General features: G+C 65.2%; 12 protein-coding genes. 10 read left to right on the top strand and 2 right to left on the bottom strand.

The genetic code is table 11. The features are described 5' to 3' along the window. The first annotated feature begins 49 nt into the window (after positions 1 to 49). The 6 genes from atpF to HCH03_RS07540 are packed head-to-tail and all read left to right on the top strand — an operon-like array spanning position 50 to position 5,636. Positions 50 to 667 (top strand): F0F1 ATP synthase subunit B, encoded by a 618-nt coding sequence (gene atpF / locus HCH03_RS07515; protein WP_080144894.1) that lies wholly within the window; start codon positions 50 to 52, stop codon positions 665 to 667. Further along, a complete protein-coding gene (gene atpH / locus HCH03_RS07520) occupies positions 657 to 1,235 on the top strand; it encodes an ATP synthase F1 subunit delta (RefSeq protein WP_221688997.1) in 579 nt (192 codons plus the stop codon). Before atpF ends, atpH begins: the two co-directional genes overlap by 11 nt. After that, positions 1,229 to 2,800 (top strand): F0F1 ATP synthase subunit alpha, encoded by a 1,572-nt coding sequence (gene atpA / locus HCH03_RS07525; RefSeq protein WP_185904862.1) that lies wholly within the window; start codon positions 1,229 to 1,231, stop codon positions 2,798 to 2,800. Before atpH ends, atpA begins: the two co-directional genes overlap by 7 nt. A gap of 12 nt (positions 2,801 to 2,812) precedes the next feature. Continuing rightward, a complete protein-coding gene (gene atpG / locus HCH03_RS07530; RefSeq protein ID WP_221688998.1) occupies positions 2,813 to 3,742 on the top strand; it encodes an ATP synthase F1 subunit gamma in 930 nt (309 codons plus the stop codon). Continuing rightward, on the top strand, positions 3,743 to 5,191 hold the full coding sequence (gene atpD, locus HCH03_RS07535) for a F0F1 ATP synthase subunit beta (RefSeq protein WP_015540406.1): 1,449 nt from the start codon (positions 3,743 to 3,745) through the stop codon (positions 5,189 to 5,191). It begins immediately after the preceding gene. Beyond that, positions 5,184 to 5,636 carry a FoF1 ATP synthase subunit delta/epsilon gene (locus tag HCH03_RS07540; protein ID WP_080144898.1) on the top strand — a complete coding sequence of 151 codons (453 nt, stop codon included), beginning with the start codon at positions 5,184 to 5,186 and terminating at the stop codon, positions 5,634 to 5,636. The genes atpD and HCH03_RS07540 overlap by 8 nt, the downstream gene beginning before the upstream one ends. Positions 5,637 to 5,987: 351 nt before the next feature. Here the strand turns inward: HCH03_RS07540 and HCH03_RS07545 are convergent, their stop codons facing one another. Beyond that, positions 5,988 to 7,400, bottom strand: a complete 1,413-nt coding sequence (locus tag HCH03_RS07545; protein WP_221688999.1) for a helix-turn-helix transcriptional regulator — start codon at positions 7,398 to 7,400, stop codon at positions 5,988 to 5,990. Between the two features lie 413 nt (positions 7,401 to 7,813). On the opposite strand from HCH03_RS07545, the gene HCH03_RS07550 reads away from it, so the two are divergent. From HCH03_RS07550 to HCH03_RS07565, 4 genes are all read left to right on the top strand, one after another. After that, positions 7,814 to 10,048, top strand: coding sequence for a molybdopterin-dependent oxidoreductase (locus tag HCH03_RS07550; protein WP_080144900.1), 2,235 nt, complete (start codon positions 7,814 to 7,816; stop codon positions 10,046 to 10,048). Between the two features lie 3 nt (positions 10,049 to 10,051). Continuing rightward, on the top strand, positions 10,052 to 10,393 hold the full coding sequence (locus HCH03_RS07555; protein ID WP_080144901.1) for an oxidoreductase: 342 nt from the start codon (positions 10,052 to 10,054) through the stop codon (positions 10,391 to 10,393). A 59-nt stretch (positions 10,394 to 10,452) separates the two neighbouring features. After that, positions 10,453 to 10,989 (top strand): hypothetical protein, encoded by a 537-nt coding sequence (locus HCH03_RS07560; RefSeq protein ID WP_221689000.1) that lies wholly within the window; start codon positions 10,453 to 10,455, stop codon positions 10,987 to 10,989. 89 nt (positions 10,990 to 11,078) lie between these two features. Then, positions 11,079 to 11,378 carry a hypothetical protein gene (locus HCH03_RS07565; protein ID WP_221689001.1) on the top strand — a complete coding sequence of 100 codons (300 nt, stop codon included), beginning with the start codon at positions 11,079 to 11,081 and terminating at the stop codon, positions 11,376 to 11,378. On the opposite strand, the gene HCH03_RS07570 is transcribed toward HCH03_RS07565, so the two are convergent. Further along, positions 11,368 to 12,552, bottom strand: a complete 1,185-nt coding sequence (locus HCH03_RS07570; protein ID WP_221689002.1) for an aldo/keto reductase — start codon at positions 12,550 to 12,552, stop codon at positions 11,368 to 11,370. The two genes, HCH03_RS07565 and HCH03_RS07570, sit on opposite strands and share 11 nt — an antisense overlap. Between the last annotated feature and the right edge of the window lie 70 nt (positions 12,553 to 12,622).

The following is a 12,622-nucleotide window of genomic DNA, read 5'->3' on the forward strand; positions in this document are numbered from 1 at the left end:
CGGCCTTATTCGGACATATTTGCCGTAGAAGGCTAAAGGAGGTTACAACGTGAAAGACAGAGCGAAAAAAGCATCGACTCGCATGGGGGTCGCCGCAGTGGCCGGCGCCGGCATGACGTTTGCTTTTCCTGCGCTCGCGTTCGCCAGTGAAGAGGAGGCGGGCGGCATCAGCGCGATTCTGCCCGACATGGCGGAGTTCATCCCCATGCTCATCATCTTCATCTTGCTGTGGATCATCCTCGCGAAGTTCGGCTGGCCGATGTTCGAGGCCATGCTCGACAAGCGCGAGAAGATGGTCAAGGATGCCCTTGAGAAGTCCGAAGAGGCCCGCATCGAGAGCGAGCGGGTGCTCGAGGAGTACCGGGTGCAGCTGGCCGACGCCAAGGCCCAGGCGGCTCAGATCGTGGCCGACGCCAAGCAGACCGGCGAAGCCGCTAAAGCCGACATCACGGCCAAGGCCCAGTCCGAGGCGACCGACATGATCGCCAAGGCGAAGGTCGCCATCGAGGCGGAGAAGAAGGCGGCCATCGCCGAGCTCCAGAGCTCCGTTGCCGACACGTCCGTCGCCGTTGCGGCGCGGCTCATCGGCGAGGACCTCACGGAGGGCGAGCACCGCAAGATCATCGAGCGCTACGTGAACGAGGCGGGCAGTTTCGATGCCAACTAATCGTCTTATCGTCAAAGAGGAAGTGGCAGTGTATGCCGCCGTCCTGTTCGATGGGGCGTTCGAAGCGGGCGGCCGTGACGCGGTTCTCGAGGTGCGCGACCAGATGGTGCGCGTGGCCGAGTCCATGCGCACGAACATGGAGCTGTCCGTTGCCTTGTCAGACCCGGGCTACACGCCCGAGCAGCGGGCCGAGCTTGCGAGGAACGTGTTCGCAGGCTGCAACCCGGTTCTGCTCGACGTGCTGGCGGTTCTGGCCGAACGGGGCGATGCTGCGCTGCTGCCCCGCGTGCTCGAGAGTTTCGCAGAGCAGCTCCAAAGCAAGTTGAACGTATGCGTGGTGGACGTCACGACGGCGGTTGAGCTCGACGACGACCTGCGGCGCATCATTACGGAAAAAGCCGAAGCCGATCTGGACACGAACGTTGTCCTGCGCGAGAGCGTCGACAAGTCCATATTGGGCGGCATCATCATGAGCACGAACGGAAAGCGCATCGACGCCAGCGTGGCATCCCAGCTGGATCATGCCCGCAACGTGCTCAAAACGACTACAGATGGAGGTGAATGCTAGTGACTGAAATCACCGCTAAGTCCATTGACGATGCGTTGCGCAAGCAGCTTGACGCCCTGAAGGTCAACATCGAGTCTCGCGAGGTCGGAACCGTCATCCAAATCGGCGACGGCATCGCCCGCGTCGACGGCCTGCGCGACGCCATGGCAGGCGAGCTCCTCGAGTTCGTCGGTCAGGGCGGCAAGACCGTGTACGGTTTGGCTCAAAACCTCGAAGAGGACGAAGTCGGCGCCGTTCTTCTCGGCGACGTCACGGCAATCAAGGAAAACGACCAGGTCCGCACGACCGGCCGTATCGTGGAAGTCCCGTCGGGCAAGGAAATGCTCGGCCGCGTGGTGAACCCGCTCGGCATGCCCATCGACGGCAAGGGCCCGATCAAGGCCGAGGGCATGCGCCCCGTGGAGTTCAAGGCTCCCGGCGTTATCGCCCGTAAGCCCGTGCACGAGCCCATGCAGACGGGTATCCTGGCTATCGACTCGATGATCCCCGTCGGCCGCGGCCAGCGCGAGCTCATCATCGGCGACCGCCAGACCGGCAAGACCGCCATTGCGGTTGATGCGATCATCAACCAAAAGGGCAAGGGCATGATCTGCATCTACGTGGCTATCGGCCAGAAGGCCTCCACAGTTGCCGGCATCGTCGAGACGCTCGAGCGCTACGGCGCCATGGAGTACACCATCGTCGTGTCCGCGTCCGCGTCCGACTCCGCGCCGCTGCAGTACATCGCTCCCATGGCGGGTGCCGCCATCGGCGAGTTCTTCATGTACAACGGCGAGGACGGCAAGCCGGCTTCCGCCGACAACCCGGGTCGCCACGTGCTGTGCATCTACGACGACCTGTCCAAGCAGGCCGTCGCCTACCGCCAGATGTCGCTGACGCTGCGCCGCCCGCCGGGACGCGAGGCGTACCCCGGCGACGTGTTCTACCTGCACTCGCGCCTGTTGGAGCGCGCGGTGAAGATGAACGACGAGAACGGCGCGGGTTCGCTCACGGCGCTCCCCATCATCGAGACGCAGGCCGGCGACGTGTCCGCCTACATCCCGACGAACGTCATCTCCATCACCGACGGGCAGATCTTCCTGCAGACCGACCTGTTCTTCCAGGGCCAGCGCCCCGCCGTCGACGTCGGCATCTCCGTGTCGCGCGTTGGTGGTTCCGCGCAGATCAAGGCCATGAAGCAGGTTGCCGGCTCGCTGCGCCTCGACCTCGCGTCCTACCGCGAGCTGCAGGCGTTCACGCAGTTCGGCAGCGACCTGGACAAGGCCACGCAGGATCAGCTGAACCGCGGTGCCCACATGACCGAGCTGCTGAAGCAGGGTCGCTACAACCCCATGCCGGTTGAGGAGCAGGCGGTGTCCATCTACGCGGGCGGCCACGGCTACCTCGACGACATTCCGGTGGCCGACGTTGTGCGCTTCCGCGGCGAGCTGCTCGATTACATCCGCGCTTCCAAGCCGGAGATCTTCGAGAACATCGTGAAGGAGCAGAAGTTCACCGACGCGATCGAAACCGAGCTGAACGCCGCCATCGAGGCCTTCAAGCTGACGTTCTCGGCTTCGGCTTAAGGCAGGTAGACCATGCCCAACCTTCACGACATAGAACGGCGCATCAACTCCGTCTCCTCGACGAAGCAGATCACGCGCACCATGGAAATGGTGGCTGCGGCCAAGATCCGCCGCGCCTCGGAGCGGGTGTACAACGCCCTGCCGTGGGCGAGCGCCATATCGGACATGCTCGTCACCACGGCGAAGCACGCGCCGCTCGATTCCGAGCCGCTGCTCGCCACGCACGACGAGGTCAAGCGTGCCCTGATCGTGGTCATCGCGTCCGATCGCGGGCTTGCCGGCGGGTTCAACAGCAACGTGCTGCGCCACGCCGAGAAGCTCATCAAAGAGAAGGAGCGCCAGGGCATCGAGGTCAGCGTCGTCGCCTGCGGCAAGAAGGCCATCGGGTACTTTAACTACCGCAACATCGTGCCGATTTTCGAGTTCCGCGACCTTTCGGCCGATCCGACGTACGAAGAGGCGGCCGAGATCTCGCAGTTCGCCGGCGACAGCTACCGCGAGGGCAAGCTCGACGAGGTCATCATCGTGTTCAACCACGCGAAGAACGCGGCCGAGCAGCGGTTGATCGAGCAGCAGGTGCTGCCCATCAACACCACGAGCTACGCCGAGCTTCTTGGCCTGGCCCCGAAGGAGAAGGACTACTTCGAGCATTTCCGGGACAAGGACCTCGAGCACCTGCCCGGAGACATCGATTTCGAGCCCGACGCCGAATCGGTCATGCACTACCTGATGCGCGCCTACCTGCGCAACACGTTCTACTACGCGCTCATCGACTCGGCAGCCGCCGAGCAGGGCGCGCGCCGCACCGCAATGAAGTCGGCGACCGACAACGCCAACGAGATGGTCAACACCCTGACCCGCGTGTACAACCGCGTGCGCCAGGGCGCTATCACGACCGAGATCTCGGAGATCGTCGGCGGCGCCGCAGCTTTGGAGGAATAAATGGCTGAAACCAAGAACACTGCATCGGCCACGGGCGCGACCGGACGCATCGTCCGCATCGTCGGCGCTGTCGTCGACGTTGAGTTTCCGCCGGATCAAATGCCGGCGATCTACAACGCCCTGACCGTGGATGCAACGACCCCCATCGGGGAAGTGAAGACTGTGCTGGAGGTGCAGACGCACCTCCCGGGCGACCTCGTCCGCACCGTCGCCATGTCGTCGACCGACGGCATGGTGCGCGGGCTCGAGGTCGTCGACACCGGCAACCCCATCATGATGCCCGTGGGCCCGAACACGCTGGGCCGCATCTGGAACGTGATCGGCGAGCCGGTTGACGGCAAGCCCATGCCCGAGGTCGCCGAGTGGATGCCCATCCACCACCCGGCCCCGGATTACGACACGCTGACCACCACGACGGAGATCTTCGAGACCGGCATCAAGGTCGTCGACCTCATCGAGCCCTACGTCAAGGGCGGCAAGACGGGTCTGTTCGGCGGCGCCGGCGTCGGCAAAACCGTTATCATCCAGGAGCTCATCAACAACCTGGCCCAGGAGCACGGCGGCACGTCGGTGTTCACGGGCGTGGGCGAGCGCACCCGCGAGGGTACCGACCTGTTCCTGGAGATGAGCGAGTCCGGCGTTATCGACAAGACCTGCCTGGTGTACGGCCAGATGAACGAGCCTCCGGGAGCGCGTCTGCGCGTCGGCCTGGCGGGCCTGACGGAGGCCGAGTACTTCCGTGACCAGGGCCAGGACGTGCTGTTGTTCATCGACAACATCTTCCGCTTCACGCAGGCCGGCTCCGAGGTGTCCGCACTGCTCGGCCGTATGCCCTCCGCCGTTGGTTACCAGCCCACGCTGGCCACGGAGATGGGCGACCTGCAGGAGCGCATCACGTCCACCGAGACCGGCTCCATCACGTCGGTGCAGGCCGTGTACGTGCCCGCCGACGACCTGACCGACCCCGCGCCGGCCACGACGTTCACGCACCTCGATGCGAAGACGGTTCTGTCCCGTTCCATCGCCGAGCTGGGCATCTACCCGGCCGTCGACCCGCTGGAGTCCACCTCCCGCGCGCTCGACCCGGAGATCGTGGGCGAGGAACACTACCGCGTGGCCGTGGGCGTGCAGGAAGTGCTGCAGAATTACAAGGACCTGCAGGACATCATCGCCATTCTGGGTATGGACGAGCTCTCCGAGGAGCAGAAGCTCGTCGTGAACCGCGCCCGTAAGATCCAGAAGTACCTGGGCCAGCCGTTCCACGTGGCCGAGGTGTTCACCGGCAACCCGGGCAAGTACGTGAAGATGGAGGATACGATCCGCTCGTTCGCCGAGATCCTCGACGGCAAGTGCGACCACATCCCCGAACAGTGCTTCGTGTACAAGGGCGCCATCGAGGACGTGTACGCGGCCTACGAGGAAATGACGAAGGAAGAAGCTCATGCCTAATCTGCTATGCTTGGTGGCAACGCCGACGCGCGAGCTGTTCTCGGGAGAGATCGCCTATGCGGACGTTCCGGGATCGGAGGGCAACTACGGCGTGCTGAGCGGCCATGAGATGCTCGTCGCCAAGAACAGCCCCGGCGTGCTCACGCTTTGGATGGACGCCGACGGCAAGGAAAAGCGCCGGTTCGCCCTGTACGAGGGTGCCACGCAGGTATATGCGGATCGACTGACCGTTCTCGCTCGTTTCGGCGTCGAGGTTGACAACATCGACGCGGAGGCGGTTCGCAAGAAGGTCGTCGCCATCAAGGAGCGCATCGCGGAGCTTGAGGCGAAGCATGCGGACGACCCCGAGGTCGAGACCTACGGGGCCATCCTGGAGACGTCCCGGGCGCGCCTTGCCTGGTACGAGACCCAGCTGCGCGTGGTGGAAGGCGCATCTGCCAAGTAGCACGTTGCCACATCACCGAAGCACCTTTACGAGAAGGGGAGCGCCCGCGAGGCCGCTCCCCTTCTTTGCGTGACGGCGGGCAGGCTGTCACCTTGAATGCAGGCGACAACAGCGCCCCTTGTCATCGTGGGCGCAGGCGGCAACCGCGCACCTTGCCATCCTGAGAGGAGGCGGCAACCGCGTGCCTTGTCATCCTGAGCGCAGGCGGCGAAGCCGCCGGAGTCGAAGGATCTTCGACTCCGGCGGCTTCACGTAGTTGAAGATCCTTCGACTACGGTCTTCGGCCTCCGCTCGGAATGACAAGGGCAGGGAGGGGGTTTCGGCTCGCCGCTTCGCGGTGTCCTGCGAACGCTACGCCTCATCGGGGTCGGCGGCTTCGATGGCGTCGAGAAGCTCCTCGCGCGAGTTGATGCCCATCTTCCGGTAGATGTTGTACGTATGCGACTTCACCGTGTGGCTGGAGATGCACAGCTTGTTCTGGATGTGTTCGATGCCGCGGCCCTTCGCCATGAGGTAGAACACCTCGGTCTCGCGCGCGGACAGCTTGGCGTCGCGCGCCACCACCGCGCAGCGGGCCTTCCAGCGGCCCTGTTCGTGCTCCTGCTCGCTGGTTGCCGACGTTGCGGCGTCCTCGTCGTCGGCGGGCCTGTGCTGCGGCGCGAACGTGATGAACGCCGCCAGCACCACCACCAAGCCCAGGGCCACGCCCGAGAGCACGGAGTAGTTCGCCGCACCCGCGACGGCCGGCAGCAGCCCGAGCGCGAACCCTGCCGCCATGCCCGCGCCCAGCACGCCTTGGCTCATGCCCACGAAGAACAGGGGCGCGGCATGCCGCTTGTGCGCCGTGTGCACCTCGAAGGCCATGCTCGTCACCACCAAGAACACGTACGCGGCCAGAAGCAGCAGGTTCGAGAGCGCGTATACCGGCCCGGTGAACAGCGCCATGGCCACGAGCGACACCACCAAAAACGGGAACACCATGCGCAGCATGTCGATCTGCCTCATGCGCCCCGCGAAGCGCTTCATGAACGCGAGCGCCGCGAACGCCCCGGCGAGGATGAACGCGGCGATGCCGCCGAACAGCAGCGGGTCGCCGGGCAGCTGCGTGACCGAGCCGGCGCCGAGGCCGAACACGATGCCGTAGACCACGTAGATGACGCCGAACGCCCACGACATCCCGGCGTTCTCGCGCGACGTGGCCAGCGGGACGCGCTCCTCGTCGGCGGGCTCGGCCTCGTGGGCCACCACGCGCTCCACGCCCAGGCTGACCAACGGGCACACCACCAGCATGACGATGCTGAAATAGGACGGCAGCAGGTTGATGACCAGGTAGAGGAAGCCGCCGCAGGCGGTGGAGAGCGCCATGCACCGCGCCACGGAGCGCTCGTCCATGCGCGACACCACCGGCATCCAGACGAACAGCAGGCATCCCAGCCCCACGCCCGACAGCGCCCACGCCACGAGGTCGAAGGCGAGCGGCAGCGGCGCTCCCAGCGCCGCGTAGACGGTGGGCGATACGGCGGCGATGACGCAGAACAGCACGACGAGCGCGCACATGGTTCGTCGACCTCGCGGCGTGGGCAGCCCGTCGGCCGCGTGCGACAACGCGAAGGCGCACGCCCCGAAACCGATGAAGAACACGATGCGCAGAGCCAGGTGGTACCACAAACGGTCGATGCCGGGGTCGAGGAACGAGTTGCGCATGAGCATGGCGAAGAAGCACGCCCAAAAGAGCGCCATGCCGCCCACCACCGAAAGCAGCAAGGTCGGAGAGACGCTTTGACGTGGGGTTTCCCCATCACTCAGACTTTTTTCCATAGGCGTTCCCGCGGCCCCCTCCCGCATATCGCCGAGGCTCCGAACGCGGAACCAGACGATTGGTCGATGGCGTCCATCATAAACGCTCCCTAAGATCGTGGCAAGGAAGGACACCCGCCCCGAGGCACGGCGAAACGGTTCTTCCCCTCTGTCATCCTGAGCGGAGGCGGCGAAGCCGCCGGAGTCGAAGGATCTTCAAGTACGGCGACCTTTCCGTTGCTGAAGATCCTTCGACTTCGGCCTTCGGTCTCCGCTCAGGTTGACAAGGGGGGATGCGAGCAACGGCGTCCCCACGGGGTCGACCCGCACGTGCGCGGGGAGCGGGTGCATCCGAAGACGAGAGGACGAGGAGGCAAGGTATGGCTGAGGAGTATCGAATCGTGCAGCACGACAAGCCGTTCCAGTACCAGGAGGGCGGCTTCGACGTCACGCGCGGTTGCGCGTGGACGGGCCCGGGCTGCCACTTGGGGTGCGGCGTCATCATGTACACCGACGAAGAGGGCAAGCTCGCGAAATGCGAAGGCGACCCGGAGGACCCGTGGACGAACGGCAGGCTGTGCATGCGCTGCCTGGACGTTCCCGAGGTGACGCACCACAAGGAGCGCCTGCAGTATCCCATGAAGCGCGCCCGCGAGGATCGCGGCCTCGACAAATGGGAGCGCATCACGTGGGACGAGGCCTACGACCTCATCACCGACGAGTTCATGGCCATGAAGGAGCAGTACGGCGCCGAGTCCGTCATCTTCGCGCAGGGCACGGGCCGCGACATCGCCGCGTACATCACGCGCCTGTCCTGGTCGTTCGGCAGCCCGAACTACACGGGCCTGCTGTCGGGCCAAGCATGCTACCTGCCGCGCATCGCCGGCATGGCCGCCACCACCGGCGCGCCGTGGATCCCCGACGCCGCGCAGCAGTTCCCCGAGCGCTACGACCATCCCGACTACGAGGTGCCCGAGGTCATGTTCGTGTGGGGCAACTACCCGCTGAAGTCGAACATCGAGGGCTTCTACGGCCACTGGGTCATCGACCTCATGAAGCGCGGCATGAAGCTGGTCACCGTGGACCCGAAGGTCACCTGGCTGGCCACGAAGAGCGAGCTGCACCTGCGCGTGCGCCCCGGCACCGACGCGGCGCTGGCGCTGGGCATGATGAACGTCATCATCGAGGAGGACCTGTACGACCACGAGTTCGTGGACAACTGGTGCTACGGCTTCGACGAGCTGGCCGCGCGCGCCAAGGAGTTCCCCGTCGAGCGCGTGTCCGAGATCACCTGGGTGCCGGCGGACAAGATCGTGGCGGCGGCCCGCATGCTGGGCAACGCCAAGAACTCCACGCTGCAGTGGGGCGTGGCCGTGGACATGACCCGCGAGGCCATGCCGGCCGGCCAGGCGATCCTGGCCCTCTGGGAGATCACGGGCAACATGGAGCGTCCCGGCGGCATGATCGTGGCGCCGGAGATCCTCTCGGTGGCCGGCGGCTGGGGCCGCGAGATCCTGGGCCAGGAGCAGGAGGCCAAGCGCATCGGCATCCAGAAGTACCCGCTGTTCAACTTCGGGTTCGCCGTGTCGCAGCCCGACGAGACCGTGAAGACCATCGAGACGGGCGACCCCTACGAGATCCACGGCGCCTGGCTGCAGACCACGAACCCCATCGCCTGCATGGGCGCCGACCCGCAGCGTTTGTACAAAGCGCTGAACAAGCTGGACTTCATCGTGGTGGTCGACCTGTTCAAGACGCCCACCATCGCCGCCCTCGCCGACGTGGTGCTGCCGGCCTGCACGTTCCCCGAGCGCAACGGCATCGCGTTCGTGTCCGGCGCGCAGCGCGGTTCCACCATCAACAAGGTCACGGACGTGGGCGAGTGCCGAAGCGACATGCAGATCAACCTTGAGCTCGGCAAGCGCTGGAATCCCGAGGCGTGGCCGTGGGACAATGTGGACGAGATGTTCACCGACATGCTGAAGCCCACCGACATGTCGTTCGAGGAGCTGCAGGAGGTCGCGCCGGCCTACCAGCCCATCGAGTACTACCGCTACAAGACCGGCAAGCTGCGCAAGGACGGCACGCCCGGCTTCAACACGCCCACCGGCCGCATCGAGCTGTGGAGCAACTTTTACAACCAGGCCGGCCTCGACCCGCTGCCGTACTTCGAGGAGCCCGAGCCCGGCCCCGGCGCCACGCCCGAGCTCATGGACGAGTTCCCGCTCGTCATGACCAGCGGCGCGCGCACGTGGGGCATGTTCCACTCCGAGCATCGCCAGATCGAGCGCATGCGCCACTACCGCCCGTGGCCTCTCATGGAGATCCATCCCGACACGGCTGCGAAGTACGGCATCCAAGACGGCGACTGGGTGTGGATGGAGGGCCCCATGGGCCGTGCCAAGCGCAAGGCGAAGCTCACGCCCGTCATGGATCGCCGCATCGTGTCGTGCGACCACGGCTGGTGGTTCCCCGAGGGCGACCCGGAGAAGTTCTACGACGTGTTCGACCTCAACATCAACAACACGCTGCCGTGGATACCCGGCAAGAGCGGCTTCGGCTCGAACTACAAGAGCTCCATCTGCAAGATCTACAAAGTGGAAGAGGGGGAATAGACCATGGCGAAGTACGGAATCCTGGCCGACGCTCAGTGGTGCTCGGGCTGCCATAGCTGCGAGGTGGCCTGCCAGATGGAGCACGGCCTGCCCGTGGGCGAGACGGGTATCAAAGTGGTGAAGATCGGCCCGTGGGCCATCGGCGACGAGGCCGACGAGAACTGGCAGTTCAGCTACCTGCCCATCCCCACGAAGCAGTGCGACACCTGCGCCGCTCGCCGGGCCTTGGGCAAGGTGCCCACCTGCGTGCAGCACTGCCAGTCGCAGTGCCTGGAGTTCGGCCCGCTCGACGAGCTGTCCGAGCGCCTGGACGTGAAGCAGAAAACGCTGTTCGTGGTGGCGTAAAGGGGATTTCCTGATCTGAGCGGGCCCGCCTTGTGCGGGCCCGCGGACAAGGAGCGGATATGCATTCCAAGAAGTACTATATCGTGTACGGCCTGTTCTTCTCGTTCATCGTGGCGGCGGTGCTGTGCTTGTGCTTGACCGTCATGCAGGGGATGCCGCACATCGACCCGGTGTTCTACGCTATGAGCTTCGGCGTGGCGTTCGTCACGTCGTTCGTGGTCACGGCCGTGATACCGCTTGCGCGCATCGCGGCGGCGTGCGCCGTGTACTACGACGCGAAGCCGGGGTCGGTGGCGTTTCGGCTCATCCAGAACGTGTTCTTCAGCACGCTCATCATGTTCTTCCTCGGCATCGTCATGACGGCGTTCATGACGGGTGTGGGGGAGACGCAGGTTATGAGCGCCATGACGGGGCAGATGATGGGTGTGAACCTGTTCGACCGGTTCGTGGGCCTGTGCCTGCAGTTCTGGCCGACCATCGTCATCGTGGCGTTTCTGTCCGATCCGGCCGCCGGCGGGCTGGCTCGGCTGCTGGTGAAGGAGAAGGCGCCCGAGGTGGGCGGCGCCCCTGCACCGAAGGAGGCGCCGGCCGCCTAGGCGCGGAGCGTGTGCACACGCGAGACCTGCAACAGAGCGCGAATCGGGGAGTCGGCCTGCGCCGGCTTCCCGCGTTTGAAAGGAAGGCCATGGAAGATCGCTACGGCAAGAAAAACGATGGCGTCGAGGTCGCTGGCGGCTGCGGCAAGGGCGATGACCGTGTGCGCGGCCAGAAGCTCGCGCCTCCGACGCCCGACGAGATAAGCGAGGTCGTGGACGCTGTGACCGGGGCCACGTGGGGCGAGCGCAACCGCATCATGGAGGTTCGCTTCGCCGCCCGCTTGAGCGAGGCTCCGGACGACGTTCCGGCATTCAGTCCGCCGGGCACGCCCCTTTCCGATTCTGCCGAACCGCGAAGCGCGGGACGCCGAGAAGCGCCTAGCGCATGAACCTCGAAGCGATCTTCAGCGCGGGCGGCAGGATGGCGGGTTGCAGGCGCCGCCGCACGTCCTCCAGGGTTTCGGGGATGGGGATGTGCTGCGGGCAGTGCTGGGCGCATACCCCGCACGCGACGCATGCGCTGGCGTAGCGGGGGTCGTTGCTCATGGCGCCTGCGCTGAGCACGTACTGCTTCACGCCCTCGTACCACCCGAGCGCGTACGACGAGTTGTACGCCGCGAAGCAGCCGGGGATGTTGATGCCCTTCGGGCACGGCATGCAGTAGTTGCAACCGGTGCAACTCACCTTGTCGGTCTCGTTGAAGATGCGCACCACCTCGTCGATGGCGGCCAGGTCGTCTGGCGCGAGGGAGCCGGGCAGGGCCCGCTCTGCGACCGACGCGTTCTCCTCGAGCTGTGCGGCTTCGTTCATGCCCGAGAGCACCACGGTGGCCTCGGGGTGGTTCCACACCCAGCGCAGCCCCCAGGCGGCCGGAGTTCGCTCCGTCCGCGCGCGGTCGAGCACCTCCACGGCGCGTTTCGGCAGCTTGTCGGCTAGTTTGCCGCCCAACAGGGGCTCCATGACAACGACGGGCATCCCACGCGACGCGGCCAGCTCCAGCCCCGCGCGCCCGGCCTGGTAATTCACGTTCACGTAGTTGTACTGGATCTGGCAGAAGTCCCAGTCGTAGGCGTCCACGACGTTGGCGAAGTCGCCGTGCGACCCGTGGTAGGAAAACCCGATGCTGCGAATCTCCCCCGAGTCCTTCTTGTCGGCGATCCACTGCTCGATGCCCAGGTCGACGAGGCGCTTCCATTGATCGGAGTTCGAGATGTTGTGGACGAGGTAGTAGTCGAAGCGCTCGGTTCGCAGCCGTCGCTTCTGCTCGGCGAAGTAGCGGTCGAAATCCTCGGGCGTCTGGCAGTTGGCGTGGGGGAGCTTCGTGGCCAGGTACAGGCGGTCGCGCAGGTGGTTGTCGGCGATGATGGCGCCCAGGGCCTCTTCGTTGCCGCGGTACAGGTAGGCGGTGTCGAAGTAGTTGATGCCGCGCTCCACGGCGTCCAGCACGAGCGCCTCCGCCGCTGGTAGGTCGATGCGCCCCAGCGCGTTCGAGGGGAAGCGCATGCAGCCGAAGCCGAGCGCCGAAAGCCGATTGCCGTTTCGCGGGTCCACGCGGTATTGCACGGCCGCTCCTTCCTCGATAGAATAAGTTGCGTAATGCAATTTATTCTACTATAAGTTGCGCGATGCAACT

The organism is Gordonibacter massiliensis (ex Traore et al. 2017), assembly GCF_019731765.1.
Lineage (GTDB): Bacteria > Actinomycetota > Coriobacteriia > Coriobacteriales > Eggerthellaceae > Gordonibacter > Gordonibacter massiliensis.

Bases quoted from the DNA above. Each gene is read 5' to 3' on its own strand.
- atpH (WP_221688997.1), top strand. From the start codon at position 657: ATGCCAACTAATCGTCTTATCGTCAAAGAGGAAGTGGCAGTGTATGCC.
- atpA (WP_185904862.1), top strand. From the start codon at position 1,229: ATGCTAGTGACTGAAATCACCGCTAAGTCCATTGACGATGCGTTGCGC.
- atpG (WP_221688998.1), top strand. From the start codon at position 2,813: ATGCCCAACCTTCACGACATAGAACGGCGCATCAACTCCGTCTCCTCG.
- atpD (WP_015540406.1), top strand. From the start codon at position 3,743: ATGGCTGAAACCAAGAACACTGCATCGGCCACGGGCGCGACCGGACGC.
- HCH03_RS07540 (WP_080144898.1), top strand. From the start codon at position 5,184: ATGCCTAATCTGCTATGCTTGGTGGCAACGCCGACGCGCGAGCTGTTC.
- HCH03_RS07550 (WP_080144900.1), top strand. From the start codon at position 7,814: ATGGCTGAGGAGTATCGAATCGTGCAGCACGACAAGCCGTTCCAGTAC.
- HCH03_RS07555 (WP_080144901.1), top strand. From the start codon at position 10,052: ATGGCGAAGTACGGAATCCTGGCCGACGCTCAGTGGTGCTCGGGCTGC.
- HCH03_RS07560 (WP_221689000.1), top strand. From the start codon at position 10,453: ATGCATTCCAAGAAGTACTATATCGTGTACGGCCTGTTCTTCTCGTTC.
- HCH03_RS07565 (WP_221689001.1), top strand. From the start codon at position 11,079: ATGGAAGATCGCTACGGCAAGAAAAACGATGGCGTCGAGGTCGCTGGC.